Origin of the sequence: Pseudomonas sp. WS 5027, assembly GCF_012985695.1 — a bacterium.
Taxonomy (GTDB): domain Bacteria; phylum Pseudomonadota; class Gammaproteobacteria; order Pseudomonadales; family Pseudomonadaceae; genus Aquipseudomonas; species Aquipseudomonas hygromyciniae.
Window position 1 is genome coordinate 135,457 of sequence record NZ_JAAQWU010000009.1, and the last position, 24,479, is coordinate 159,935.

Annotated in this window: 25 protein-coding genes and 1 riboswitch; of the genes, 10 read left to right on the forward strand and 15 right to left on the reverse strand. The window is 60.4% G+C overall.

Annotated elements, in window-relative coordinates; genetic code table 11:
* Positions 1–27: 27 nt before the first annotated feature.
* The 3 genes from HBO09_RS13425 to HBO09_RS13435 form a co-directional block, all read right to left on the reverse strand.
* A complete protein-coding gene (locus HBO09_RS13425; protein ID WP_169994601.1) occupies positions 28–1,920 on the reverse strand; it encodes a DUF1302 domain-containing protein in 1,893 nt (630 codons plus the stop codon).
* A gap of 335 nt (positions 1,921–2,255) precedes the next feature.
* Positions 2,256–3,938, reverse strand: coding sequence for a fatty acid--CoA ligase (locus HBO09_RS13430; RefSeq protein ID WP_169994604.1), 1,683 nt, complete (start codon positions 3,936–3,938; stop codon positions 2,256–2,258).
* Between the two features lie 146 nt (positions 3,939–4,084).
* Positions 4,085–4,714, reverse strand: coding sequence for a LysE family transporter (locus HBO09_RS13435; protein WP_169994607.1), 630 nt, complete (start codon positions 4,712–4,714; stop codon positions 4,085–4,087).
* 84 nt (positions 4,715–4,798) lie between these two features.
* Between HBO09_RS13435 and HBO09_RS13440 the strand changes: the two genes are divergently transcribed.
* The 3 genes from HBO09_RS13440 to HBO09_RS13450 all read left to right on the forward strand — a co-directional run bounded on the left by HBO09_RS13440 (position 4,799) and on the right by HBO09_RS13450 (position 7,639).
* Positions 4,799–5,764 carry a 2-hydroxyacid dehydrogenase gene (locus HBO09_RS13440; RefSeq protein ID WP_169994609.1) on the forward strand — a complete coding sequence of 322 codons (966 nt, stop codon included), beginning with the start codon at positions 4,799–4,801 and terminating at the stop codon, positions 5,762–5,764.
* A gap of 31 nt (positions 5,765–5,795) precedes the next feature.
* Positions 5,796–6,794: a class I SAM-dependent methyltransferase gene (locus HBO09_RS13445; protein ID WP_169994611.1), complete on the forward strand. Its 999-nt coding sequence runs from the start codon at positions 5,796–5,798 to the stop codon at positions 6,792–6,794.
* 51 nt (positions 6,795–6,845) lie between these two features.
* Positions 6,846–6,965, forward strand: a riboswitch (yybP-ykoY riboswitch).
* A gap of 89 nt (positions 6,966–7,054) precedes the next feature.
* Positions 7,055–7,639: a TMEM165/GDT1 family protein gene (locus HBO09_RS13450; protein ID WP_029297789.1), complete on the forward strand. Its 585-nt coding sequence runs from the start codon at positions 7,055–7,057 to the stop codon at positions 7,637–7,639.
* 127 nt (positions 7,640–7,766) lie between these two features.
* Here HBO09_RS13450 and HBO09_RS13455 read toward each other — a convergent pair whose 3' ends face one another.
* On the reverse strand, positions 7,767–8,585 hold the full coding sequence (locus tag HBO09_RS13455) for a M48 family metallopeptidase (RefSeq protein WP_029297787.1): 819 nt from the start codon (positions 8,583–8,585) through the stop codon (positions 7,767–7,769).
* A gap of 217 nt (positions 8,586–8,802) precedes the next feature.
* Between HBO09_RS13455 and HBO09_RS13460 the strand changes: the two genes are divergently transcribed.
* Positions 8,803–10,944: a methyl-accepting chemotaxis protein gene (locus HBO09_RS13460; RefSeq protein WP_169994614.1), complete on the forward strand. Its 2,142-nt coding sequence runs from the start codon at positions 8,803–8,805 to the stop codon at positions 10,942–10,944.
* 129 nt (positions 10,945–11,073) lie between these two features.
* Here HBO09_RS13460 and HBO09_RS13465 read toward each other — a convergent pair whose 3' ends face one another.
* Genes HBO09_RS13465 through HBO09_RS13475 form a run of 3 tightly spaced genes read right to left on the reverse strand, consistent with a single transcriptional unit; the run spans position 11,074 to position 12,185 of the window.
* Positions 11,074–11,694, reverse strand: a complete 621-nt coding sequence (locus HBO09_RS13465; RefSeq protein WP_169994617.1) for an SOS response-associated peptidase — start codon at positions 11,692–11,694, stop codon at positions 11,074–11,076.
* Between the two features lie 36 nt (positions 11,695–11,730).
* Positions 11,731–11,991 (reverse strand): DUF2007 domain-containing protein, encoded by a 261-nt coding sequence (locus HBO09_RS13470; protein WP_169994619.1) that lies wholly within the window; start codon positions 11,989–11,991, stop codon positions 11,731–11,733.
* A gap of 11 nt (positions 11,992–12,002) precedes the next feature.
* The gene (locus HBO09_RS13475; RefSeq protein WP_029297780.1) at positions 12,003–12,185 is read right to left on the reverse strand and encodes a CPXCG motif-containing cysteine-rich protein; all 183 of its coding nucleotides are present in this window, start codon (positions 12,183–12,185) and stop codon (positions 12,003–12,005) included.
* Between the two features lie 143 nt (positions 12,186–12,328).
* Here HBO09_RS13475 and HBO09_RS13480 point away from each other — a divergent pair, with 143 nt between their 5' ends.
* Positions 12,329–13,492: a 1-acyl-sn-glycerol-3-phosphate acyltransferase gene (locus tag HBO09_RS13480; protein ID WP_169994622.1), complete on the forward strand. Its 1,164-nt coding sequence runs from the start codon at positions 12,329–12,331 to the stop codon at positions 13,490–13,492.
* 119 nt (positions 13,493–13,611) lie between these two features.
* Here the strand turns inward: HBO09_RS13480 and HBO09_RS13485 are convergent, their stop codons facing one another.
* Positions 13,612–13,869 carry a hypothetical protein gene (locus HBO09_RS13485; protein WP_169994625.1) on the reverse strand — a complete coding sequence of 86 codons (258 nt, stop codon included), beginning with the start codon at positions 13,867–13,869 and terminating at the stop codon, positions 13,612–13,614.
* A 160-nt stretch (positions 13,870–14,029) separates the two neighbouring features.
* Between HBO09_RS13485 and HBO09_RS13490 the strand changes: the two genes are divergently transcribed.
* Entirely contained in the window at positions 14,030–14,239 is a 210-nt protein-coding gene (locus tag HBO09_RS13490) for a hypothetical protein (RefSeq protein ID WP_008434269.1), read from the forward strand.
* Between the two features lie 57 nt (positions 14,240–14,296).
* On the opposite strand, the gene HBO09_RS13495 is transcribed toward HBO09_RS13490, so the two are convergent.
* Positions 14,297–14,884 (reverse strand): YajG family lipoprotein, encoded by a 588-nt coding sequence (locus HBO09_RS13495; protein ID WP_169994627.1) that lies wholly within the window; start codon positions 14,882–14,884, stop codon positions 14,297–14,299.
* Positions 14,885–15,054: 170 nt separating this feature from the next.
* Here HBO09_RS13495 and HBO09_RS13500 point away from each other — a divergent pair, with 170 nt between their 5' ends.
* Positions 15,055–15,291, forward strand: coding sequence for a hypothetical protein (locus HBO09_RS13500; RefSeq protein ID WP_169994630.1), 237 nt, complete (start codon positions 15,055–15,057; stop codon positions 15,289–15,291).
* 732 nt (positions 15,292–16,023) lie between these two features.
* A complete protein-coding gene (gene mqo, locus HBO09_RS13505; protein ID WP_169994632.1) occupies positions 16,024–17,532 on the forward strand; it encodes a malate dehydrogenase (quinone) in 1,509 nt (502 codons plus the stop codon).
* A gap of 169 nt (positions 17,533–17,701) precedes the next feature.
* Here the strand turns inward: mqo and HBO09_RS13510 are convergent, their stop codons facing one another.
* From HBO09_RS13510 to HBO09_RS13520, 3 genes are all read right to left on the reverse strand, one after another.
* The gene (locus HBO09_RS13510) at positions 17,702–17,989 is read right to left on the reverse strand and encodes a PA4642 family protein (protein WP_169994634.1); all 288 of its coding nucleotides are present in this window, start codon (positions 17,987–17,989) and stop codon (positions 17,702–17,704) included.
* Between the two features lie 90 nt (positions 17,990–18,079).
* Positions 18,080–18,547 carry a WbuC family cupin fold metalloprotein gene (locus HBO09_RS13515; protein WP_169994636.1) on the reverse strand — a complete coding sequence of 156 codons (468 nt, stop codon included), beginning with the start codon at positions 18,545–18,547 and terminating at the stop codon, positions 18,080–18,082.
* A gap of 3 nt (positions 18,548–18,550) precedes the next feature.
* The gene (locus tag HBO09_RS13520) at positions 18,551–19,108 is read right to left on the reverse strand and encodes a hypoxanthine-guanine phosphoribosyltransferase (RefSeq protein WP_025856323.1); all 558 of its coding nucleotides are present in this window, start codon (positions 19,106–19,108) and stop codon (positions 18,551–18,553) included.
* A gap of 163 nt (positions 19,109–19,271) precedes the next feature.
* Here HBO09_RS13520 and upp point away from each other — a divergent pair, with 163 nt between their 5' ends.
* Both upp and HBO09_RS13530 read left to right on the forward strand, forming a co-directional pair.
* Positions 19,272–19,910, forward strand: a complete 639-nt coding sequence (gene upp / locus HBO09_RS13525) for a uracil phosphoribosyltransferase (protein ID WP_029291751.1) — start codon at positions 19,272–19,274, stop codon at positions 19,908–19,910.
* A gap of 2 nt (positions 19,911–19,912) precedes the next feature.
* Positions 19,913–21,187 (forward strand): uracil-xanthine permease family protein, encoded by a 1,275-nt coding sequence (locus HBO09_RS13530; RefSeq protein ID WP_169994638.1) that lies wholly within the window; start codon positions 19,913–19,915, stop codon positions 21,185–21,187.
* A 130-nt stretch (positions 21,188–21,317) separates the two neighbouring features.
* Here the strand turns inward: HBO09_RS13530 and hisC are convergent, their stop codons facing one another.
* The 3 genes from hisC to hisG form a co-directional block, all read right to left on the reverse strand.
* Entirely contained in the window at positions 21,318–22,370 is a 1,053-nt protein-coding gene (hisC, locus tag HBO09_RS13535) for a histidinol-phosphate transaminase (RefSeq protein WP_169994640.1), read from the reverse strand.
* Between the two features lie 3 nt (positions 22,371–22,373).
* Positions 22,374–23,690, reverse strand: a complete 1,317-nt coding sequence (hisD, locus tag HBO09_RS13540) for a histidinol dehydrogenase (RefSeq protein WP_169994642.1) — start codon at positions 23,688–23,690, stop codon at positions 22,374–22,376.
* Positions 23,691–23,817: 127 nt separating this feature from the next.
* Positions 23,818–24,453: an ATP phosphoribosyltransferase gene (hisG, locus tag HBO09_RS13545; protein WP_003188599.1), complete on the reverse strand. Its 636-nt coding sequence runs from the start codon at positions 24,451–24,453 to the stop codon at positions 23,818–23,820.
* Positions 24,454–24,479: the final 26 nt, after the last annotated feature.

Genomic DNA, 24,479 nt, shown 5'->3' on the forward strand with positions numbered 1-24,479 from the left:
TTCTGGTCTTCCTGAAATGCAGTGTGCTTAGAAGTTCGCGCCGAAGCTCAGGGCCAAGAAGTCGCGGTCCTTCGAGGTGTTGTAGTCGCCACCAAAGAAGTTGGTGTAGGCCAGGCTCGCGGTGTAGGTGTTCTGGTATTCCGCGTCCAGCCCCAGGCTCACCGCTTTACGACCTTCTTCGAAGTTGCCGCCAGGACCTGGCGAGTAACCGCTCACGTCATGGGACCAGGCCACACTAGGCTTGAGGTTCACACCGGCGAACACATCCGGGTATTCCCAGATGGCGCGGCCGCGATAGCCCCAGGATGTAGCAGTGGTGAAGCCGTCGTTGTTACAGTTCTTGGAAAGATTACTGGCGTCTGTGCCTGGACCCGCGCCACCGATGGTGCCGGTGTTCAGGATCTGCGAGCAGGTATTCGCGCCGCCCGTGCTAGGCAACGCGCCCGGGCCGTAGACCGGGTCACGGCCATAACGAATCTTCGATGAGCTCTCAAGCCCGCCGACATGCGTCACCCCTACTTCACCGACCACGGTCAGACGACTGGCACCCATTACCTGATCGAAGAAGTGGGTCAGCGTGGTCTGGAACTGGGTGATTTCCTTGCGACGATAACCATGCATATCCTCCCCAGGCACACCATTGAGCAGGGATGCGTTGCCGTAAATGCCCTTCAATGGTTTAACAGCGGAGTACAGGATATCGGTGGTGTTGAGCTGTACCGGAGCATTCGGGCGATAGCTCACCTCACCGCTCCATGCGGTGCCGGTAGGCAGTGTGGTAGAGAAGCTCAAGCCGTACAAACGGATGTCTTCCGGGTACTCGATGAAATACTTGGAGTTACCCGCAATGAACACGGGTGCCAACTGACCGAAGCCAGGTGCCATGGCATAAGCTGACGCAGGTGCTGCCGTCGCGCTGAAGATCGGCGCCCGGCTGTGGTAGTTCATGAAGTAAGCGCCGAATTCGGTATCCAGCGGCTCAAAGTTATAGTGCATCGCGGCGCCGAACTGGCCGCTGTCACGTGCATCCCGGTCAGCACTGCGACGAACCAGGGTGCCCTCGTTGTTAATGTCCATGCCCATGCGATCAAATACCGCCAATGCGCCGCGTCCTGGGGCCGTTGCCGCAATGGTCGAGCGCTTGGCCAGCAGGCGCAGGTTGTCGCTGCAACCATCAGACACCACATCCGGCTGGGAGAAGAACGTCCCGCAGTTATCGGTAACCGTCTGGTCCCATTCCAACTGATAGAAGGCTTCTGCCGACAGGTTATCGGTCAAGGATTGCGACACGTAGAACATGTTGACCGGAATCAGGCCTTCCTTGATTTCGGCGCCCGGACGACGGAACGCAGACACGTCGATCGGGTTGACGGAGTTGATACCGCCGCCGATGAAGGTACTTTCACCCCAGCTCACTACTTGCTTACCAAAGCGCACCGAACCCGGGGCATCGGCAATGGAATAGTTGTGATAGATGAAAGCGTCGAGGATCTGCCCGCCAGAGGACTTGGCGCCCTCTTTGCGGTTGTGATCACTGATGTCCTTGAACTCGCGGCTCTCATCCTTGAGTTCAAAGTCATACCAATATTTGCCACGCACAAACACACCGGTATCGCCGTACTTCAGTTCCAGGTCATGGATACCCTTGAAGATCTTCGAGAACGTCTCCCCACGCTTGAAGTTCAAGTGACCGTCATCGGAGGTCTGCGACAGCCCCTTGCCGCCGTTGTTGACACCAATCAGGTCGCGATCGGGCTTGGCCGTGCTCCAGCTGGCCCCCACCGACAGGGACGAGTCGAAGCTGCCTTCGACTTCACCGATGTTGAAACTAACGCCGAATGCGGGCCCGGCGAGGGTCGAGGCAAGACTGACCGCCAGGGGTAATCTCGCCCGGCGCCAGAACTGATTTACTGAGGTCATCGACGCTACTCCATGTGCATTTTATTGTTATGGCAGTGAGCCTTTTCAAACATGCTTGTAACAGCCGGAATACAACGATTCCAATGCCAGACAGCCGCCGGACCACCCAGGACCGCAGCGCCGCATACTTGAAAAACTCTGGGAGGGACTATAGCCAGCAGGGGGTATCGCTTGATCCCTCTAAAGTGTGATTTGCATCACCAACCCGTCTGCAACAGCCCTTTCGCCATGTCAGCGAAGGCTGACGCGAGAGAGGATGGCTCAAATCTGGGAAATGACAAGGCGAAGGCTTGTGATAGAGCATTGCCGTGCCCGAACGGGCACGGCGCAAAGGGTCAGAGCGTGGAAAGGAAGGTGCTGTTGTTGGCCTGCCATTCGATGATGTCGATACGGATACGTTTCTTGTCCAGCTTGCCGACGCTGGTCTTGGGAATTTCCGTAACAATGGCAATCTGACTTGGAATCGCCCACTTACTCAGGTGGCCCTGCTCGACATACGGTTTGAGGTGCTCTTTGAGTTCACGGGCGCCAATCCCGTGGCCTTCACGGACCACCAACAGCGCAAACGGGCGCTCGCCCCACTGCGGGTCGGCAATCCCGACCACCGCTACTTCGCGTACCGCCGGGTGCCGGCTGACCAGGTCTTCGAGGGCCAGGGAAGAAATCCATTCGCCGCCAGTCTTGATCACGTCCTTGATGCGATCGCGAATATCGATCACGCCGAAGGCATCCAGGGTGGCCACGTCGCCCGTGTGCATCCAGCCACCGTCCCAAAGCTCGGCGCCCTTCTGCGGCTCGTTGAAATAGCCTTCGCTGAGCCACGGCGCACGCAGCACCAGTTCGCCTTGGGACTCGCCATCGGCCGGGAGGAAATTGCCATCCCCATCGATGATCGCGGCCTCCACCAAAGGCCCCGGCACACCGGCCTTGATCCGATAGGTCGTGCGCTCGTCTTCGGTGCCGGCCATCAGCTCTTCATTGAGGTGGGCACAGGAAACCAGCGGCCCGGTCTCGGACATGCCGTAGGCCGCGGTCAACTGGATGCCACGGGCCTTGGCCGCTTCATACAGCGAGCGGTTGAGCGCGCTGCCGCCAATCACGATTTTCCAGCCGCCAAAATCCACACCCTGGGCGGCCTTGGCGTTGAGCAGCATCTGCAGGATGGTCGGCACGCAGTGGGAGAACGTCACCTTTTCCTTGCGCCACAATTCCACCAGGTATTCCGGATCGTAGCGGCCCGGGTAGACCTGCTTCAGGCCGAGCATGGTCGCCACATACGGCAAGCCCCAGGCGTGCACGTGGAACATCGGCGTGATTGGCATGTACACATCGTTGGTGCCCAGCAGACGCACGCTGTCGACGCTGCCCATGATGGTCGCCACGCCGATGGTGTGCAGCACCAGTTGGCGGTGGGTGAAATACACACCCTTGGGGTTACCGGTGGTACCCGTGGTGTAGAAGGTGGTGGCCACCGAATGCTCGTCGAAATCCTCGAAGGTGTATTGAGTGCTGGCAGCGGCCAGCAGGGTTTCGTACTCACCCACCAGGTTGGGCAGGTCGGCGGTTTTCTCGTCGCCATCGGTCAACAGCAGAGTCTTGTCGACCGTGGTCAACTGCCCGGCAATCGCCTGGTACAGCCCGACGAACTCGCTGTTGACCAGCACAAAGCGGTCTTCGGCGTGGTTCATCGTGTAGAGGATCTGCTCCGGCGACAGGCGCACGTTGATGGTGTGGATTACCGCGCCAATCATCGGGATGGCGAACATGCATTCCAGGTAACGGTGGCTGTCCCAGTCCATCACGGCCACGGTATCACCGGCCTTGACCCCAGCTGCGGTGAGCACATTGGCCAGGCGGGCGACACGTTCGATCAGGGTTGGGTAGGTGTAGCGCAGCTTGTCGCGGTAGACGATTTCCCGGGTTTTCTCGTAGCGGGCACCCGACATCAACAGGCGCTTGATCAACAGCGGGTATTGGTAGGCGCCTTCGGCGGGCGGGATAACACGAGTCTGCAACATACGAATCCCTTTTTATGACTGCACGGTCTTGGCTAAAGGATTTGCACTGTAGAGACGTTGCACGCCGGCCAAATCAGCCGAAGGAATGATTTGTAGAACGCAATGAATGCTAGCTTTGCGCCAGCATTCATTCACGAATGGCGCGCCTAGCGCTCGGTGAGAGCCACTTTCACACCGATGGCAATCAGCACCGCCCCCATGCTCCGATCAAACCAATGGCCCATGCGCGCAAAGCCGGCGCGCACGCGCTGTTGGCTGAACAACATCGCCACCATGCAGAACCACAGGGCGGTGGCCACGGCCAGGTACAGGCCATAACCGGCCTGGATTGCCAACGGCGTGTGAGGATTGATCACCACGGTGAACAGCGACAGGAAAAACAGCGTGGCCTTGGGGTTCAGGCCATTGGTCACAAAACCCGAGGTAAAGGCACCACGAGCACTGCGCTCACCCACTTCACGGTGCAGCTCTTCTTCACTGGCAGGCTTGGCCGGCTGCGCACGCAAGGCCTTGAAGCCGATATACAACAGGTAGGCCGCCGCCGCCCATTTCAAGGCGTTGAACAGCACAATGGACTGGGACACGATCAAGCCGATACCGAGCAGCGAGTAGCCAACATGGAGGAAAATCGCCGAGCCGACGCCCAGCGCCGTCCAGGTGCCAGCGCGTCGGCCATGGGTCACGCTCTCGCGCACCACCACGGCAAAGTCTGGCCCGGGACTGGCCACGGCCAGCAGGTGAATCAACGCCACGGTCAAAAACTCGGTGAGGTACATGCACACTCCAAGAAGTAACTGATTATTTCATCTGGTAGGCTCGGCAGATTACGCCTTCGAACCCTGTCGCAAAAGGTACAGTTGATGACGAACAATCGCCGCGCCGTCTTCCTTGATCACCCGTCCCTGGACCAGGGGGACCTTGACCTCAGCGAATTACGGGAAGTTTTCAGCGACTTGCAGTTGTGTGAGCAGACCTCGGCGGATCAGGTGGTCGAGCGCCTGCAAGGTGCCCAGGTAGCGATCAGTAACAAGATCCTGCTCAACGCCCAGACCCTGGCCGCCTGCCCCGACCTGAAGCTGATCCTGATCGCCGCCACAGGCACCAACAACGTCGACCTGGCCGCCGCCCGCGCCCAGGGTATTACCGTAAGTAACTGCCAGGGCTACGGCACGCCATCGGTGGCGCAACATACGATCATGCTGCTGCTCAACCTCGCCACACGCCTGAAGGACTATCAAAAAGACGTCGACGCCGGCCTGTGGCAGCAAGCCAAGCAGTTCTGCCTGCTGGATTACCCGATTGTCGAGTTGGAAGGCAAAACCCTGGGTTTGCTCGGCCACGGCGAACTGGGCGGGGCCGTCGCGCGCCTGGCCGAAGCCTTTGGCATGCGCGTGGTACTGGGAGCCATTCCTGGCCGCCCGGCCCGTGCAGATCGAGTGCCACTGGATGAACTGCTGCCGCAAATCGACGCCCTGACCCTGCATTGCCCGCTCAACGAACACACCCGTCACTTTATCGGTGTCCGCGAGTTGGCGCTGCTCAAGCCGGGGGCGTTCGTGGTCAACACCGCGCGCGGCAGCCTGATCGATGAGCAAGCCTTGGCAGACGCCTTGCGCGGCGGTCATCTGGGCGGTGCAGCCACCGATGTGCTGAGCGTCGAACCGCCAACCAGCGGCAACCCGCTGCTGGCCGGCGACATCCCACGGCTGATCATCACCCCCCACAGTGCCTGGGGCAGTCGCGAAGCGCGGCAACGGATCGTCGGCCAATTGACCGAAAACGCCCGGGGCTTTTTCAGCGGCGCACCGCAGCGCGTCGTCAGTTGATAAACTGCGCTCCTTTTTCAGGGAGCAGACCATGGATCCGCGCAGTGAAGTACTGCTTCGTCAGGCCGAACTTTTTCAAGGCAACGTGTTGCTGGCCGGCCTGCCCGCCGATGACCTGCTGGGGCGCCTGCCCAATGCCCATGGCTGGTGCTGGCATGCCGGCGATCAGGCGGCGCTGGATGCGCGGTTTGCCGAGCGCAGCCATTTCGGGGTGAATGTACCGCAGCGTCCATTCGACACGGCGGTGGTGTTCCTGCCCAAGTCCAAGGATCTGGCCGACTACATCCTCAAGGCCGTGGCGGCACGGCTGCCGGGTGCCGAGCTGTACCTGGTGGGCGAAAAACGCGGCGGCATCGAAAGCGCCGCCAAGCAACTCAACGCCTTTGGCAAACCACGCAAGCTCGACAATGCGCGACACTGCCAACTGTGGCTGGCCACCGTGGCCAACACTCCGGCGGCGCCGGAGCTGACGAGCCTGGCCCAAGTGTTTGAAGTACCACTGGCCGACGGCCCGCTCAAGGTCGTCAGCCTGCCCGGCGTGTTCAGCCATGGCCGGCTGGATCGCGGCACCGCCCTGTTGTTGGACCACCTGGACAAACTGCCCAGCGGTCATCTGCTGGACTTCGGCTGTGGCGCCGGCGTGTTGGGCGCTGCGGTCAAGCGGCGCTACCCGCACAACACCGTGACCCTGCTTGATGTGGACGCCTTCGCCACCGCCAGCAGTCGCCTGACCCTGGAGGCCAATGGCCTGGAAGGCGAAGTGCTGACCGGCGATGGCATCGATGCCGCGCCCATGGGCCTGGATGCAATTCTGAGCAACCCGCCGTTCCATGTCGGGGTGCACACGGATTATTTCGCAACGGAAAACCTGCTGCGAAAAGCACGCCAACATCTGAAAAACGGCGGCGAACTTCGGCTAGTCGCCAATAGCTTCCTGAAGTACCAGCCGCTGATCGAAGAGCACCTGGGCGTGTGCGCAGTCAAGGCTGAGGGCCAGGGTTTTCGTATCTACCGGGCCAAGCGCGGCTGACGGGCGTTTGAAAAAGAAGGCTTGCCGAATGGATTTTGCCAAGGCAGAATCCGCTCCGTCCTAGGGGAGTAGTCTCCCACGAGCAACATGCTCGTCCGGCATACGTCAACATACTTGGTCAGCAGACCATGGCGTATGCGACCCAGGAGTCCGCACAGACGGACCGGGGTTTGACAAGACCTATGACACGCACACCTTACCCGGGGCGGGAAGGCTGTACGTGTCATAGCCGTGTCGACCCGCCCCTGGAAACCTACCTGATGCTGGATTCACTTCTCGTTCCTACCGCAATCGTGGCCTTGGCCGAAATCGGCGACAAGACGCAGTTGCTCGCACTTATTCTCGCCGCACGCTTTCGCAAACCCTGGCCGATCATCGCCGGCATCATCGCCGCGACCCTGGCCAACCACGCCGCCGCCGGTGCCGTGGGCGCCTGGTTCGGCAGTTTCTTCTCGGATGCGGTGCTGCACTGGATCCTCGCCGCCAGCTTCTGCGCCACGGCCCTGTGGACCCTGGTGCCGGACAAGCTCGACGATGATGAAGCCAGTACTTCACGCAAGTTCGGGCCGTTCCTGACCACCCTGATTGCGTTCTTTATCGCGGAAATCGGTGACAAGACGCAGATCGCCACAGTGATGCTGGCGGCGCAATATCCGGAGTTGTGGCTGGTGATTATCGGCACCACCTTAGGGATGCTGATTGCCAACGTGCCGGTGGTTCTGGCGGGGAATTTCGCGGCGGAGAAACTGCCCTTGACCCTGATTCGGCGCCTGGCGGCCTCGGCGTTCTTCATCCTGGCGCTGGTGGCGGTGTACAAGGCCATGCAAAGCAGCGGCTGGATCTGACCTGCGGGCCTGTGTGGGAGCGGGCTTGTCCGCGATAACAGTGGCTCAGTTGATAAATACGTGACTGATACACCGCTATCGCAGGCAAGCCAGCTCCCACATTTGGAGCTTCACAAGGCCTGAATTATCAGGACTTCTTGGCCTGCTGGTACAGCGGCATCACCTTGGGAATCGCCGCCTGCAACGAGGCGATCCGGCTGCTGGAGGCCGGGTGAGTGCTCATGAACTCAGGCGGTGCGCCTTCCGAGGCCTTGGCCATCTTGTTCCACAGCGTGATCGCGGCGTTCGGGTTGTAACCGGCGCGGGCTGAAAGCTCCAGGCCAATCAGGTCGGCTTCGTTTTCATTGCTGCGGCTGTTGGGCAAGGTCATGCCGTAGTTGGCCACGGTGTCGGCCAGCGCCATGCTGTCCTGACCCAGGCCCAGCAATGCGCCGGCGCCCTGCTTGGCCATCTCGATGCCATAGGCCTTGGACATGGCTTCGCGGCCATGTTCACGCAGAGCATGGGCAATTTCATGGCCCATGACCGCCGCCAACTCGTCATCGGTCAACTTGAGCGTGTCGATCAACCCGCTGTAGACAAAGATCTTGCCGCCAGGCCCGCAGTTGGCGTTCATCTCGTCGCTCTTGATCAGGTTCACTTCCCACTTCCACTGCGCCGCATCCGGGCGGAAGGTAGGCGCCTGAGCGATCAGCCGCTTGGCGATGGCCTGCACGCGCTTGGCGTTGGCGCTGGTCTTGTCCACCAGGCCCTTGCCACTGGCTTCGCCCAGGGTCTGCTGGTACGACTGCGCGTACATCTGGTCGACTTCCTGGCTCGACAGCATGCTGAACATGTACTGCTTGCGCTCCACACCCACGGCACCGCCGCTGGTGGTGTTGACCGACTGGCAACCGGCGAGCAGCAAGGCTGCGCTCAATGCCGTTACCGCCAAATATTTTTTCATGCACATTCTCCCTGAAAACATGGCGCGTATCGTAGGCCCTCCTCTGTATCGGCGCCAGATACACCTGACGCTTAACCGTTAAATTTCAGACGACGCCTACGCCTACGACCATTCTATTTACGACATCCCGAACGCTTTTGCCGGACACCCCCTCATGTGTGTCAGGCCGGTGGCCGATATAAGGAGGCAGACCATGCCCCCAGCGCCCGGAGCCATCATGAAATTCAAGTCGATTCAGTTTTCTGTCGCAGCATTGGCCGGGGCCATTGTCCTGAGCGTCGTGGCGGCCCTGGTGCTGTACGCATTGTTTGCCGGCGCGCGGACCCAGGAAATGGTGCAGGAACGCACCCAGGCGCAATTCGAGCAAATCATCGAGCAACGCCTTACGGCATTGGCGCAAACCCAGGCCACGTTGATCCAGCGCGAACTGGAAGCGCCACTGGTGACCGCCAAGGGCCTGGCTACCACCAATGCGCTGATGGGCATGAAAGACCCAAGCGGCGCCGCCCCGTTGCAGGTCGGCCGTGAACAACTGATCAACTTGCTGCACGAAACCGTGGTGCGCAACCCGAAAATCCTCGGTTCCTATATAGCCTGGGAACCCAATGCCATCGACCACAACGACGCCAATTACCTGAACTCCACCGTCGTTGGTGTCGAACCCACCAACGGGCGCTTCATGCCCTGGTGGTTCCGCAACCAGGACGGCAGCCTGGGCCTGGAAAAACTTGCCGACCTGACTGACCAGAAAATCCTCTCCACCGGCATTCGCGCCAGCGAGTATTACCTCTGCTCCAAGGAAACCCTGAAGCCTTGCGCCATCGACCCCGCCCCCTATCGTGTAGGTAACACCACGGTGATGCTGGCCTCGTTTATCGAACCGATCATGATCGACGGCGCGTTCCAGGGCATCGTCGGCGCCGACCTGTCGGTGAACTTCATCCAGGAAATGCTCACCGCAGCCGACCAGAAGCTTTACAACGGCGCCGGTGAAATGGCACTGATTTCCAGTAACGGCCGCCTGGTCGCCTACACCAAGGACCCGAGCAAACTGGGGGAAAAGGCCAGCGATCTGCTCGCCAAAAAAGAACTGGAAAACCTCGGCCAACTGAAAATCGGCGACGTGCGCTACGACATCGACCAGGCCAACGGGCAAATCGAGTTGTTCCTGCCGTTCAACATCGGCCAGACCGATGCGCGCTGGACCCTGATGCTGCAACTGCCCCTGGGCGCGGTAATGGCCGACCTGCACACCCTGCAAAGCGACCTCGATGCCCAGCGCAAAACCGATATCTTCGGCATGACCATGGTCGGCCTGTTGATTGCGGGCATCGGCCTGCTGGTGATCTGGCTGGTGGGCCATGGCATTGCACGGCCGCTCAAGCAAATGGTGGCGATGCTCAATGACATCGCCCAAGGCGAAGGCGACCTGACGCGCCGCCTGACCAGTGACCGCGCCGATGAACTGGGCGCGATTGCCGCGGGTTTCAACACCTTCCTGATCAAGCTGCAGGGCATGATTACCCAGGTGGTCAGTTCGGTGCAGAAGGTCAGCGACTCGTCGGAGCACACCGCCGATATCGCCATCCGCACCAACCAAGGCGTACACAAACAAATGGCCGAGATCGACCAGGTCGCCACCGCCGTGCACGAAATGACCGCCACCGCCCAGGACGTGGCGCGCAACGCCACCCAGGCCGCACAAGCCGCCACCCACGCCGACCAGGCCGCGAGCCAGGGCATGCAGATTGTGCGCGACACCTCCACGTCCATCGGCGCCCTGGCCCTGGAGATCGGCAAGGCCGTTGGCGTGGTCCAGGCCCTGGCCAAGGACAGCGAAAACATCAATGCAATCCTGACCGCCATCCGCGGCATTGCCGAGCAGACCAACCTGCTGGCCCTCAACGCCGCGATCGAAGCTGCCCGGGCCGGCGAACAGGGCCGGGGGTTTGCGGTGGTAGCCGACGAAGTACGCAACCTGGCGCAGAAAACCCAGAAGGCCACCGAAGAAATCCAGACCATGATCCAGCAATTGCAGCAAGGCACGCGGGATGTGGTGCGGGTCATGGAAGACAGCCAGCAGCGCACCGATGAAAGCGTGCAACATGCTGCCAAGGCCGCCCAGGCTTTGGAGACCATCACCCAGGCCGTATCGGTGATCAATGACATGAACACGCAGATTGCCAGTGCGGCGGAAGAACAGAGCGCGGTGGCCGAGGACATTAACCGCAATGTGATCAATATCGGCCAGGTGGCCAATGAAGTGGCTGGTGGTGCCGATGAGTCCAGTGCCGCGAGTGCGGGGCTGACCCAGTTGGCGGAGCAGCAGCGGCGGTTGATCAATCAGTTCAAGGTCTGACGGCTGCAGCGGCCTTTAGGGCCTCATCGCTGGCACGCCAGCTCCCGCGTGTGATGTGTGAATACATTCAAATGTGGGAGCGAGCTTGCTCGCGATGAGGCCAGCCAAAACAACCAAGTACTGGCAGACTCACCCCGGAGTAAGGCATTCCGGGCCATTGAGCTTGGGATCATTGACCATATTTGCCAGCACCCGCTCACGCAACGCGGTGGGCTCACCGGCCAGCAATCCCTGCAACACATGCAACGGCGTCTCGGGGTCCAGCCACGCTTCCTGACCTGCCGCATCCAGAATCAACGGCCGGCGCTGGCTCTGCGCCGCCTGGGTGACCACCGCCGCACTCAGCCACACCTGCTCCTGCACCGGGTAAGCCTCCCAGATCGCCGCGAAAAACAGGGTCGAACCCTCCCCCGGCGTCAACCAGTAAGGGCGCTTGCGCTGGGTGCCGCGCCACTCATAAAAGCCATTGGCCGGCAGCAGACAACGGCGCAGACGAAAGGCCTCGCGAAACATCGGCTGTTCGGCCAGGGTTTCGGCGCGGGCGTGGGCCGGGGTGCGGGACAGATCGGTCAACCACGGTGGCGTCAGCCCCCAACGTGCCCGCGCCAGGGTGCGCTGGCCGTCAGTGGCGCGCTGGATCAGCACCGAATCATTGGGGGAAATATTCCACTGGGCCTGTTGATCCGCCGGGAAACCCGGCAAGGCGGCAAAGGCTTGATTCCAGCGAAACAGGGCATAACGTCCACACATGGGGCAACACGACTCTTGGGTAAACCGATCGACAGCCTAACAGACCAACACGTCGGGGTAGCTGTCGGGTTCATCGCCGGGCAACGGTTGCGCACCGATGTACGCAGTGATCAGCTCGCGGGCACAGGTAGCCTGGTCGTTCTCTACTTCCAGGCCCAACAGGCCGAAAATCGGCAGCTCCCCCGTGCCACCGAGCAAATGACGCCCCACCAGATGGGCATCAATGCCTTCGCTGGCGAGCATTTTTTGCAACAACTCACCTTCCATCAGGTTTTCCGGCTCGTAGATTCGTTGCATGGCCGCCCCCTTTACTCATTCTCGCTGCGTACTTCGAGCATCCATTCGTCGCCGTGAACCTGCAGGTCGAAAATGATCGGCCGACAGCACACCTGGCAGTCTTCTATATAGTTCTGGTCACCACCGGACAAGTCCACGCTTGTCTCGATCCGTTCACCACAATAAGGACAATCGTACAGCGCACTTTCGAGCATCGCGGTCTCCCAGGTGACTTGTGCGTATAATCGCCGGTCTATTTGCAGGGCTTTTTCGTTTGATGCCATTTGTTCAGACCTCGCCCTGTCACTTATCGATCCAAACCTTTACTTACCCTAGCCGTTTCTAACAAGAGAGCATGATGGGCGAATTCGATACCATCCGACCTTACAACGACAGCGAAGTCCCGGCAGTGCTGGCCCGGCTGTTCAGTGACAAGGCCTTTCTGGACATCCTGACCCACTTTCGCTTCCCGCGCTTTGCCGGTGCCTTTGGCTGGCTGCTCAAGCCGCTGATCGCCCAGAAGCTGCGCCGTGAGTTCGCCGGCGTCACCACCGTCGCCACCTTGCAGGACAAAGTCGAGTTTTACGTCGACCACACCATTGACCGGGCGACCGACGGCGTCACCTATACCGGGGTCGAGCAGCTCAAGTCCGGCACGGCCTACGTGTTCCTGGCCAATCACCGCGATATCGTGATGGACCCGGCGTTCGTCAACTATGCGGTGTACCACGCCGGCCTGCCAACACCGCGTATTGCCATCGGTGACAACCTGCTGCAGAAGCCGTTTGTCAGCGACCTGATGCGCCTGAACAAGAGTTTTATCGTGCATCGCTCCATCACCGGGCGACGCGAGAAAATGGCGGCTTATCAGTTGCTGTCGGCTTACATCAACCATTCGATCCGCAATGACTGCCAGTCGATCTGGATCGCCCAGGCCGAAGGTCGCGCCAAGGATGGGGATGATCGCACCGAGTCGGCGATCCTCAAGATGTTCCATATGAGCCGCAAGGACGAGCCATTCGCCGACGTCATCCTGTCGTTGAACCTGACACCCGTGTCCATCAGCTACGAATACGACCCGTGCGACGCGGCCAAGGCTCGGGAGCTGTACATCCGCGCCACTACCGGCACCTACACCAAGGCGCCAGGTGAGGATGACGTGAGCATTGCCCTGGGCATCACCGGCTACAAGGGCCGGGTCCATATCAACTTTGCGCCGCCGATTACCGAGCGTTTTGAAGACACCAAGCTGCTGGCCATCGAGATGGATCGGCAGATTCTCGGCGGGTATCGCTTGTTTCCAGTGCACTACCTGGCATATGCACAGTGGAGCGAGGCCGACCCGCAATTGCAGGTGCCGACGGCTGCCGAGGTATTCCCGGCGGACGAGCTGGCGAAAGCGAAAGCAGAGTGGGAACGGCGCTTGAATGCCTGCCCGGCAGAGCACCGACCGTATCTGGTGCTGCAATATGCGACGCCAGTGCGTAATCAGTACCGGGTCAAAGCAGGGATCCCCCTGTAAACACCCGTCTAAATGTGGGAGCGGGCTTGCTCGCGAAAGCGGTGGATCAGTCAAATCTGTACTAACTGATCCACCGCTTTCGCGAGCAAGCCCGCTCCCACAGTTGTTTTGTGGTGTTTTTACAGCCGAGTGCTGAGCCAGGACAGCAGCAGCGCCAGGCTAAGACAGGCAAAACCGATGCGATAGCCAAGGCGATGACTGCGCTCGGTGCGCACATCCAGAAACAACATCGGCTGGTCGATCGCCCGCTCTTCGCTCTGTGCGGCCAGATTGGCCATCGCGCGTTGTTCCCGCAGGCGCGTGACGAACAGCAGCCCGGCGCCAGGGCACGCAATCAGCAGTGCAGCGGTATTGATCAGTAGCGCAGGCAACGGCATTTCAGACCCCAGTGTGACAGTTATCCATCCAAATGCGCTCTCCCGCGCATTGCAGCTCCCTGCCCCCATTGACGACTAATGTATCGAGTAATTTACAGCGTCACCTGAACGTCACCTTAACAAGCCACCCTGTTGCCCTTCGTACACTCAGGAGCTTGTCATGTTGCATGCGCAGAACCAGGATCGGCTGTACCTGATCGCCCCAAGCGATGAGCAAGAGGCGCTGGTCGGTGGCCTGGCGTTCAATGTCCAGGACCGGCACTGGCTGGTGTATTGCGCCCTCGGCGGGCATCAACATGCCGACCTGCCGGAGCTGGATCTGCTGACTGGAGTGAGTGTGCTGGACTTTTATGTCGAAACGGCGGCATGACGCCAGCAGGCACAAAAAAGCCGGGCCCGTGACCGGGCCCGGCTTTTTTACTAGCGATTATTGCGAGCTGAGGATCTGGCCGATGCTTGGATCCTTGAACAGACGCGTCAGGGCATCACTCAACACGTCGCTGACCAGCTTGGTGTTGGTTTCCTGGTTCGGCGCCATGCCGAAGCGCTGGTCCAGGGACGCACCGTAACGGCCGCTGTAGCGGCGGTTGCCGGCCGACACATCAGAGCGGAAGGTCGCGCCAATGGTGGCTTCGGTCACGTACAGGCCTTCCTTGGGCGACTGGTACTTCAGCTCGGCCAGGGTCACGGTCAACTGCGGTGCGCCTGGCGAGTTGCTGGTCGGGGTGAAGCCCAGCAGACGCACAGCCGCTTCGGCCTGGGCTTGCAGCTTGGGCAGCACGTCGGCACCAGTCACCGTGATGGAGCTGGTTTCCGGGTACAAGCCACCGCGAGTGCCCAGGGTCGGCGACGGACGACCGTCAACCACCCGCACCGAGACCGGCTGGCCGTGGCCCACAGGCGCCAGCTGCGTAGTGAGCTTGGGTTGCGGGCTGAGTTGCTGCGGGCTGTGGGCGCAGCCAACCAGGGTCAAGCTGGTCACAGTGATCAAACCGAACAACAGGCGTTGCAACATGCTTTTCTCTCCAGAATTCAGGTACCGACAGGCCGGCAGTATAGCGGCGCGCCACTGTCGGGAACTAGCGCCAGTTACAACCTCAGACCCAGGCCCGCCGGCAGCGGTTCAGTGTCACCGATATGTCATGCTGGGCTGGCATGCTTGCCCCCATTCTCAGGAGGCCAACCATGCTCAATCTTCTCTGGCGCTTTTTCGCTCGCACACCCGCCCATCGCAACTTTGCCCTGCTCGACCAGCAAGGTCGCTGCCAGGCATTCAAGCAGTGCAGCCAGCCCCCCGTAGGCGAAGGCTGGGTCGAAGTCGCAGAGATCCGCCTGAGCTGGATGCACCATCCCCTGCCCGCCCGCGCACGCGTCAGCCCGCGTCGCGCACGGTCATCCCACCGCCTGCCGTTGACCGCCTGACCGAAGCGCTAATAAAAGTCATAAAACACGTCCATTTCCCCGCAGTTCTTCGCTACAATCTCCCCCCGATTATAAGGACGTCTCCTGATCGGGCCTCGCAGCATCGCTAATGCCTTGGTATTAGCTCCCCCGCACCGCCCACAGAGAGCCGCCCACACAGATCGAGTGAAGCTGGCGAGCTGGCTGTTTTGTCTGCAAACCTGCGCCTTTACCGAATCTGCCAGAGCTGCCATTGCGCTCGGCCACTTGAGTTGTTTGCCCGTTATGCCGCGTGTCGGCAGTGATTTCGGGCCAGGTGCCAGACTGGGCAGCCCTTTTTTGAGGTTCACGTCTTCAAAAGAGCGTGAAAAAAACGGGTTTTCACAACTTCACAAGAGTGTGGCGAGCAAATGAATAGTTTTGCGTTTGTACAAGCACCATCAACGTCTGGCACTGCCCAACCACACAGGACCGAGTACTCCTCAAAAACCGGAGCTTGAAGCCTGTCCGCTACGGATTTGGTTGCACGATCGGACGTACTTGACCATAAGTCGAATTGCCACAGGGCCCCTGAAATGCGTTCATATGCAGATAAGGCCTGGTCGGCAGCGTCCGCTGAAGTTGCAAAAAAATTGCGAAGAATCGGACATGGCGATCCTGGCCATGGGTAACCTGGGGCATCACGTGAACCGCCCCGTCACTCCTGGCAGCCATGCCGTCAATTTGGTGCTGCAGATTTTGGAGACGCGTTAAATGGCGCATAACGAAGCAGTCGACGTAGTACTGGTAGGTGCGGGCATCATGAGTGCCACCCTCGCCGTACTGCTCAAGGAGCTCGACCCCGGCCTCAAGCTGGAAGTCGTTGAGCTGATGGATTCGGGTGCCGCGGAGAGTTCCAACCCGTGGAACAACGCCGGTACCGGTCACGCCGGCCTGTGTGAGCTGAACTACACCCCGCAGGCGGCTGATGGTTCCATCGACATCAAGAAAGCCGTGCACATCAACACCCAGTTCGAGGTTTCCAAGCAGTTCTGGGCGTACCTGACCAAAAAAGGCACCTTTGGCTCGTCCAAGTCTTTTATCAGTCCAGTGCCGCACCTGAGCTTCGTGCAAGGCGAAAAAGGCGTGTCGTTCCTCAAGAAGCGCTTTGAGACACTCAGCCAGCACCACGCGTTCTCGGACATGCACTACACCGAAGACCGGGCAGAAATGGCCGAGTGGATGCCGCTGATGATGCCTGGCCGCCCCGCCGATGAAAAAATCGCCGCGACCCGCGTGATGAACGGTACCGACGTCAACTTCGGCGCCCTGACCAACCAATTGCTGGCGCACCTGAGCAGCTCCCCGGATGCCCAGGTCAAGTACAGCAAGCGCGTCACCGGCCTCAAGCGCAATGGCACCGGCTGGACCGTGAGCATCAAGGACGTCAACAGCGGCAACACGCGCAATGTCGACGCCAAGTTCGTCTTCCTCGGTGCCGGTGGCGCGGCCCTGCCGCTGCTGCAAGCCTCGGGCATCGAAGAAAGCAAGGGCTTTGGTGGCTTCCCGGTCAGCGGCCAGTGGCTGCGCTGCGACAACCCGGAAGTGGTCAAGCAGCACCAGGCCAAGGTCTACAGCCAGGCGGCCGTGGGTTCGCCGCCGATGTCGGTGCCGCACCTGGACACCCGCGTGGTGGAGGGCAAGAAGTCCCTGCTGTTCGGACCATACGCCGGCTTTACTACCAAGTTCCTCAAGTTCGGCTCGTTCCTTGACCTGCCCATGTCGATCCGCCTCGGCAACATCGGCCCGATGCTGGCCGTGGCCCGTGACAACATGGACCTGACCAAGTACCTGGTCAGCGAAGTGATGCAATCGATGGAGCAGCGCCTGGAATCCCTGCGCCGCTTCTACCCCGAGGCAAAAGCCGAGGACTGGCGCCTGGAAGTGGCCGGCCAGCGGGTGCAGATCATCAAGAAAGACCCGAAGAAAGGCGGCGTGCTGCAATTTGGTACCGAACTGGTCGCGGCCAAGGACGGTTCGCTGGCCGCGCTGCTGGGCGCCTCCCCTGGTGCTTCGGTGACTGTGTCGATCATGTTGGAATTGATCGAACGCTGCTTCCCGACCCAGGCGGCCGGCGAATGGGCGGCCAAGCTGCAGGAAATCTTCCCGGCCCGGGAAAAAATCCTGGAGACCGATGCCGAGCTGTATCGCCAGATCAGCGTGCAGAACAACATCAGCCTGGAGCTGGTTGAGCAAAGCAGCGAGACCCAAACCTACGCCTGACTCCTGTAGGAGCGAGCTTGCTCGCGAAAAACCTGAGGACGCCGCGTTTATCCAGAATAAACGCGTCATCGTTAACGTTCTTCGCGAGCAAGCTCGCTCCTACAGAAGCGCCATAAAAAACGCCCCGCTCTCGTCATGAGAGCGGGGCGTTTTTTTATGTCTTGGGCATTCAGCCGCGAGCGTTTTCGATCAGCTCGATGTACTCGTCCGAATTGCGCTGGTCCTTGATCAGATCCACGAAGGTCTGGCCATGTTCATCCTTGCCATCGAGGTCCAGCCCGGCTTCCTTGAAAAAGCCCAGGAACCGCTCGAAATCATCAATGCGCAAGCCGCGATAGGCTTTGATCAGTTTGTGCAGGGAAGGTGAAGTGGCGTCGACCGGTTCAAAATCCAGGAACAGCTTGATCTGATCGTCGCCGATCTCGTCACCAATCACTTGTTTCTTATCTTTACGCATTGCCGACTCCAGCCTGCAGACATATACACGGGGGTAAGAAGTCTACCTGCGGGACTCCAGGTTCGGAAGCCACGAAAATCGAATGCAGGTTCAGTCGAACTGACCCAGCATCCAGCGGTGATACTCAGCCATCCCAGCCTCACCCTCCCGGGGCGCCCAGGTGGCCAATTCGCCCTCGCCTACCGGGCGATAAGGGCCAGCCTTGCACTCGAACATCACCGTGTCGGGCTCAAGCACCACCAGGCCGTGGAAAACCCCGGGCGACAGATCAACGCCCTGGCAATCGCCACCCGCCTGCAAGACGCGCCGCTCCAGGACTTCGCCTGACTCGCTGAAGATCAGAATGCCCAGGCGCCCCTTGAGTACCAGCAGGGTCTCGGCCTTGTCAGCGGTAAGATGACGATGGGGCTGCACATAGGTGTGTGGCTGCAAGCCGACAGCCATGCGATGGCACGGCTCTTCCATCTGGTGGAAGTTGACGTTCTGCCGGCCCCGGGGGTTGGCGGCGGCTTTCTCGGCCAATTCGGTAAACAGCGATTGATCAAGAAAACGCGCCATGGCTTACATTCCCTTCACAGCGAAGATGCCATTGGCATTGCGCCAGTAGCCTTTGTAGTCCATGCCATAACCGAAAATGTAGCGGTCGATGCACGGCAATCCAACGTAATCGGCCTTCAGGTCCGGGCGGGCCTTGCGGTCATGGTCCTTGTCGATCAGTACGGCGGTGTGCACTTTGCGCGCACCGGCGTGTTTGCAGAAGTCGATGATCGCGCCCAGGGTATGACCCTCGTCGAGGATGTCGTCGATGATCAATACGTCGCGGTCGATGAACGACACTTCCGGCTTGGCTTTCCAGAACAGGTCACCGCCGCTGGTTTCATTGCGATAGCGGGTGGCGTGCAGGTAAGACGCTTCCAGGGGGAATTGCAGATGAGTGAGCAATTTGCCGGCGAAAATCAGACCGCCGTTCATCACACAGAACACCACCGGGTTGGTATCGGCCATTTCGCGGGTGATGTGCGCGCCGACCTTGGCGATAGCCTCTTCGACTTGCGCTTCGGTGTACAGGCAGTCAGCCTCGCGCATGATTTGACGGATATGCTCGAGATCAGCGGACATGGCGCTCTCCAGGGGTACTGTGGCAAGAAAAGCGGGCGAAGGTACGCCTCTGGGACGCAACGTTCAAGCCTTTATGGACTAACGTACTGGTTGTCTATAGGACAACACCCTCGGATAGATTAATCTAGGCCGGTTTTTTTGCCCGCCGCCGGAGCCTTTCCCCATGCCCATCCGTGAGATCCGCCACCCGCTGATCCGACACAAGCTCGGCCTTATGCGCCGCGCCGACATTAGCACGAAGAACTTCCGTGAGCTTGCTCAGGAAGTCGGAGCGTTGCTCACCTACGAAGCCACTAAAGATTTACCCCTGGAAAACTACGAGATCCCCGGTTGGTGCGGTCCCGTCCAGGTCGAGAAAATCGCCGGCAAGAAAATTACCGTGGTGCCGATCCTGCGCGCCGGTATCGGCATGCTTGAAGGCGTGCTGAGCCTGATCCCGGGCGCCAAGGTCAGCGCTGTGGGCGTAGCCCGCAACGAAGAAACCCTGCAGGCCCATACCTACCTGGAAAAACTCGTCCCGGAAATCGACGAGCGCCTGGCGATGATCATCGACCCGATGCTGGCCACCGGCAGTTCCATGGTCGCCACCATCGACCTGCTGAAGAAAGCCGGCTGCAAGGACATCCGCGCCATGGTGCTGGTGGCTGCGCCCGAAGGTATCGCCGCCGTAGAAAAAGCGCACCCGGATGTGGTGATTTACACCGCGTCCATCGATGAACGCCTGAACGAACACGGCTACATCATTCCGGGCCTGGGCGATGCCGGCGACAAGATCTTCGGCACCAAGCAGAAGGATGCGTGAACATGCAGGATGAATTCAACGACCCGCTTTGGCGCCAGATCCTGTCTGGCGCACAGATGCTCTTCGTAGCATTTGGCGCGCTGGTGTTGATGCCGCTGATCACAGGTCTTGATCCAAACGTTGCACTGTTTACCGCAGGTCTTGGCACGTTGCTGTTCCAGGTAGTCACGGGGCGCCAAGTGCCGGTGTTCCTGGCGTCGAGCTTTGCCTTTATCACCCCGATCATTCTCGCCAAGGGCCAGTTCGGCCTCGCGGCGACCATGGGCGGTGTGATGGCGGCGGGTTTCGTCTACACCTTCCTGGGCCTGGCCGTGAAGATCAAGGGCACCGGTTTTATCGACCGGTTGCTGCCGCCCGTGGTCATCGGGCCGGTGATCATCTCCATCGGCCTGGCCATGGCGCCGATTGCCGCGAACATGGCAATGGGCAAGTCGGGTGACGGTGCCGAGCTGATCCATTACCAGACAGCAATGTTGATCTCGATGCCGGCGCTGCTGACCACACTGATCGTGGCCGTGTTCGGCAAAGGCATTTTCCGCCTGGTGCCGATCATTGCCGGGGTGCTGGTGGGGTTTGGCATGTCGTTCTACTTCGGCGTGGTCGATACCGCGAAGATCGCCGCCGCGCCATGGCTCGCCCTGCCCCACTTCACCGCGCCGGAATTCAACTGGCAGGCGATTCTGTTCATTGTCCCGGTCGCCCTGGCACCGGCCATTGAACACATCGGCGGCGTGATTGCCGTGGGTAGCGTGACCGGTCGCGATTACCTGAAAAAGCCCGGCCTGCATCGCACGCTGTTGGGCGACGGCATTGCCACCACCACGGCTGGCCTGTTCGGCGGCCCGCCCAACACCACCTACGCCGAAGTGACGGGCGCGGTGATGCTGACCAAGAACTACAACCCGAAAATCATGACCTGGGCGGCGGTATTTGCCATCACCCTGGCCTTTGTCGGCAAGTTCGGCGCACTGCTGCAGAGCATTCCGGTGCCGGTGATGGGCGGGATTCTGTGCCTGTTGTTCGGCTCGATCGCCGCAGTGGGGATGAATACCTTGATCCGTCACAAGATCGACCTGGGGGAAGCCCGCAATCTGGTGATTGTGTCGGTGACCCTGGTATTCGGGATTGGCGGTGTGCTGATCGGCACCGGCACTGGCCCCGACGATTTCGGCCTGAAAGGCATCGCCCTGTGTGCGGTGGTGGCGATTGGCTTGAACCTGCTGCTGCCGGGCAATGACGGCTGGAAACACAAGAAGCCGGATGAGCCGTTGCTCTAAAGGCTACGGATGGTCGGTGTTGCTGTTGGCCTCATCGCGGGCAAGCCCGGCTCCCACATTGGAACGCATTTCAATGTGGGAGCCGGGCTTGCCCGCGATGAGGCCAGTGCAGCCAATATAGATTTAAGCCTTAAAGATCGCCCAAGCCATCGACCAGCGCCTGGTTCTGCTCCGGCGTACCGATGCTGATCCGCAGGAACTGGGCAATCCGCTCCTGCTTGAAGTGCCGCACGATCACCCCTTGCTCGCGCAGCTTGGCCGCCAGGCCGGCCGCGTCGTGCCGTGGGTGCCGGGCAAAGATGAAGTTGGCCGCCGAAGGCAGCACTTCAAAGCCTTTACTCTTCAATTGCGCAACCACCTTCTCGCGGCTATCGATGACCAACTGACAGGTCTTCTCGAAGTATTCACGATCTTCAAAGGCCGCCGCCGCGCCAACAATCGCCAGGCGATCCAGCGGATAGGAGTTGAAGCTGTTCTTGACCCGCTCCAGCGCCTCGATCAGGTCCGGATGGCCCACCGCCAGGCCTACGCGCAAACCGGCCAGTGAGCGCGATTTGGAGAGGGTCTGGGTAACCAGCAGGTTGGGGTAACGATCCACCAGGGTGATGGCGGTTTCGCCACCGAAATCGATATAGGCCTCATCGACCACCACCACCGAATCCGGGCTGGCCTTGAGCAACTGTTCCACCGCGTCCAGCGCCAGCACGCAGCCGGTCGGCGCGTTCGGGTTGGGGAAGATGATCCCGCCATTGGGCTTGGCATAGTCTGCCACACGGATCTGGAACTGCTCGTCCAGCGGCACCGGGTCGGACTTGATGCCGTACAGCCCGCAGTAGACTGGATAAAAGCTGTAGCTGATATCCGGAAACAGCAGCGGCAAGTCGTGCTGGAACAACCCGTGGAAGATGTGCGCCAGGACTTCATCAGAACCGTTACCGAGGAATACCTGATTCCCATCCACCCCGTAATACTTGGCCACGGCCTGCTTGAGCAGGTCGCTGTTGGGGTCGGGGTACAAACGCAGGTTGTCGTTCAACTCGGCCTGCATCGCCGCCAGCGCCTTGGGCGATGGGCCATAGGGGTTTTCATTGGTGTTGAGCTTGACCAGCTTGGTCAGCTTCGGCTGCTCGCCGGGCACGTAAGGCACGAGGTCCTTGACGAAAGGGCTCCAGAATTTGCTCATGTCTTACTCTCCCTTGACGATGCGGTATTCGGCGCTACGGGCGTGTGCGCTCAACGATTCGCCACGGGCCAGCACCGAGGCGGTCTTGCCCAGCTCGGAAGCGCCCTGGGGCGAGCAGAAGATGATCGACGAACGCTTCTGGAAGTCATACACCCCCAGCGGCGACGAGAACCGCGCGGTGCCGGAAGTTGGCAATACGTGGTTGGGACCGGCGCAGTAGTCGCCCAGGGCTTCGCTGGTGTGGCGGCCCATGAAGATCGCGCCGGCATGGCGAATCGACGGCAGCCAGGCTTGTGGGTCGGCCACGGACAACTCCAGGTGCTCGGGAGCGATGCGGTTGGCCACTTCGATGGCCTGCTCCATGTCCTGCACCAGAATCAGTGCGCCACGGCCATTGATCGACTTCTCGATGATCTCCGCACGCTCCATGGTCGGCAGCAATTTGTTGATGCTGGCCGCCACCTTGTCGAGGAACTCGGCGTCGGGGCTGACCAGGATCGCCTGGGCATCTTCGTCGTGCTCGGCCTGGGAGAACAGGTCCATGGCGATCCAGTCCGGATCGGTCTGACCGTCGCACACCACGAGGATTTCCGAAGGGCCGGCAATCATGTCGATACCGACCTGGCCAAACACATGACGCTTGGCGGTGGCGACGTAGATATTGCCGGGGCCGACCACCTTGTCCACCTTCGGCACGCTCTCGGTGCCATAGGCCAACGCGGCCACTGCCTGGGCACCGCCGATGGTGAACACGCGGTCAACCCCGGCGATGCAGGCCGCGGCCAACACCAGTTCGTTGATTTCACCGCGCGGGGTCGGGACCACCATGACCACTTCGGTCACACCGGCCACCTTGGCGGGAATGGCATTCATCAGCACCGACGAGGGGTACGAGGCCTTGCCGCCCGGCACGTACAGGCCGGCGCGGTCCAGGGGCGTGACCTTCTGGCCCAGCACCGTGCCATCGACCTCGGTGTAGCTCCAGGAATCCTGCTTCTGTTTTTCGTGGTAGCTGCGCACCCGCGCTGCCGCGACTTCCAGGGCTTCACGCTGGGGCGCCGTGATGCGCGTCAGGGCCAACTCCAGGCGTTCGCGGGGCAGGATCAGGTCGGCCATGGACTTGACGTCCAGGCCGTCGAACTGCCGGGTAAAGTCCACCAGCGCCGCATCGCCGCGCTCGCGCACAGCCTTGATGATGTCGAGCACTCGCTGGTTGACCGAGTCGTCGGACACACTTTCCCAGCTCAGCAGATGATCCAGATGATGGGCGAAATCCGGGTCGGCAGCGTTGAGTCGGGCAATTGCAGTGGACGTGGTCATAGCGAGGGCCTCAATAGAATTGGCAAAAACTCAGGCGCCCTAAACTAGCAGTCGTTTCCGCTTGGGCACCCGAGAATTCTGGCTATGAGGCGGATAGACGGGCGCGACCTAAGGCCGCGCAGGTGAGTCAACCGCGGTGTCGAGACTCCACTGCCTTGCGCAGGGTGTCGATCAACGCCTGAATACGGGCGTGCTGCATTTTCATCGAAGCTTTGTTGACGATCAGGCGGGAGCTGATGTCGGCGATAAAGTCCTGGGGTTCCAGGCCATTGGCACGCAGCGTGTTGCCGGTGTCGACCACGTCGATGATTTTGTCGGCCAGGCCAATCAGCGGCGCCAGCTCCATCGAGCCATAGAGCTTGATGATATCGACCTGACGGCCTTGCTCGGCGTAATAACGCTTGGCGACGTTGACGAACTTGGTGGCTACCCGCAGGCGGCCCTTGGGTTCGACGTCACCAACACGGCCGGCGGTCATCAGCTTGCACAGGGCAATACGCAGGTCCAGCGGCTCGTACAGGCCCTGGCCACCGTATTCCATCAGCACGTCTTTACCGGCGACACCAAGGTCGGCGGCGCCATGTTCAACGTAGGTCGGCACGTCGGTCGCACGCACGATCAACAGGCGAACGTCGTCCTGGGTCGTGGGGATGATCAGCTTGCGGCTTTTGTCCGGATTCTCGGTCGGCACGATGCCCGCTTCAGCCAGAAGCGGCAAAGTATCGTCAAGGATGCGGCCCTTGGACAGTGCGATGGTCAACATGGGAAACGTCAGTCCTTCATCAGGCT

Excerpts from the sequence above, each read along its gene's own strand:
- HBO09_RS13515 (WP_169994636.1), bottom strand. The coding sequence starts at position 18,547 with ATGGCGCGTTTTCTTGATCAATCGCTGTTTACCGAATTGGCCGAGAAA.
- HBO09_RS13475 (WP_029297780.1), bottom strand. The coding sequence starts at position 12,185 with ATGCTCGAAAGTGCGCTGTACGATTGTCCTTATTGTGGTGAACGGATC.
- HBO09_RS13495 (WP_169994627.1), bottom strand. The coding sequence starts at position 14,884 with ATGTTGCAACGCCTGTTGTTCGGTTTGATCACTGTGACCAGCTTGACC.
- HBO09_RS13465 (WP_169994617.1), bottom strand. The coding sequence starts at position 11,694 with ATGTGTGGACGTTATGCCCTGTTTCGCTGGAATCAAGCCTTTGCCGCC.
- HBO09_RS13520 (WP_025856323.1), bottom strand. The coding sequence starts at position 19,108 with ATGTCCGCTGATCTCGAGCATATCCGTCAAATCATGCGCGAGGCTGAC.
- HBO09_RS13440 (WP_169994609.1), top strand. The coding sequence starts at position 4,799 with ATGACGAACAATCGCCGCGCCGTCTTCCTTGATCACCCGTCCCTGGAC.
- HBO09_RS13450 (WP_029297789.1), top strand. The coding sequence starts at position 7,055 with ATGCTGGATTCACTTCTCGTTCCTACCGCAATCGTGGCCTTGGCCGAA.
- HBO09_RS13430 (WP_169994604.1), bottom strand. The coding sequence starts at position 3,938 with ATGTTGCAGACTCGTGTTATCCCGCCCGCCGAAGGCGCCTACCAATAC.
- upp (WP_029291751.1), top strand. The coding sequence starts at position 19,272 with ATGCCCATCCGTGAGATCCGCCACCCGCTGATCCGACACAAGCTCGGC.
- HBO09_RS13480 (WP_169994622.1), top strand. The coding sequence starts at position 12,329 with ATGGGCGAATTCGATACCATCCGACCTTACAACGACAGCGAAGTCCCG.
- hisD (WP_169994642.1), bottom strand. The coding sequence starts at position 23,690 with ATGACCACGTCCACTGCAATTGCCCGACTCAACGCTGCCGACCCGGAT.
- HBO09_RS13500 (WP_169994630.1), top strand. The coding sequence starts at position 15,055 with ATGCTCAATCTTCTCTGGCGCTTTTTCGCTCGCACACCCGCCCATCGC.
- HBO09_RS13470 (WP_169994619.1), bottom strand. The coding sequence starts at position 11,991 with ATGCAACGAATCTACGAGCCGGAAAACCTGATGGAAGGTGAGTTGTTG.
- HBO09_RS13455 (WP_029297787.1), bottom strand. The coding sequence starts at position 8,585 with ATGAAAAAATATTTGGCGGTAACGGCATTGAGCGCAGCCTTGCTGCTC.
- HBO09_RS13435 (WP_169994607.1), bottom strand. The coding sequence starts at position 4,714 with ATGTACCTCACCGAGTTTTTGACCGTGGCGTTGATTCACCTGCTGGCC.
- hisG (WP_003188599.1), bottom strand. The coding sequence starts at position 24,453 with ATGTTGACCATCGCACTGTCCAAGGGCCGCATCCTTGACGATACTTTG.
- HBO09_RS13530 (WP_169994638.1), top strand. The coding sequence starts at position 19,913 with ATGCAGGATGAATTCAACGACCCGCTTTGGCGCCAGATCCTGTCTGGC.
- HBO09_RS13425 (WP_169994601.1), bottom strand. The coding sequence starts at position 1,920 with ATGACCTCAGTAAATCAGTTCTGGCGCCGGGCGAGATTACCCCTGGCG.
- HBO09_RS13490 (WP_008434269.1), top strand. The coding sequence starts at position 14,030 with ATGTTGCATGCGCAGAACCAGGATCGGCTGTACCTGATCGCCCCAAGC.
- HBO09_RS13460 (WP_169994614.1), top strand. The coding sequence starts at position 8,803 with ATGAAATTCAAGTCGATTCAGTTTTCTGTCGCAGCATTGGCCGGGGCC.
- hisC (WP_169994640.1), bottom strand. The coding sequence starts at position 22,370 with ATGAGCAAATTCTGGAGCCCTTTCGTCAAGGACCTCGTGCCTTACGTG.
- HBO09_RS13485 (WP_169994625.1), bottom strand. The coding sequence starts at position 13,869 with ATGCCGTTGCCTGCGCTACTGATCAATACCGCTGCACTGCTGATTGCG.
- HBO09_RS13510 (WP_169994634.1), bottom strand. The coding sequence starts at position 17,989 with ATGCGTAAAGATAAGAAACAAGTGATTGGTGACGAGATCGGCGACGAT.
- mqo (WP_169994632.1), top strand. The coding sequence starts at position 16,024 with ATGGCGCATAACGAAGCAGTCGACGTAGTACTGGTAGGTGCGGGCATC.
- HBO09_RS13445 (WP_169994611.1), top strand. The coding sequence starts at position 5,796 with ATGGATCCGCGCAGTGAAGTACTGCTTCGTCAGGCCGAACTTTTTCAA.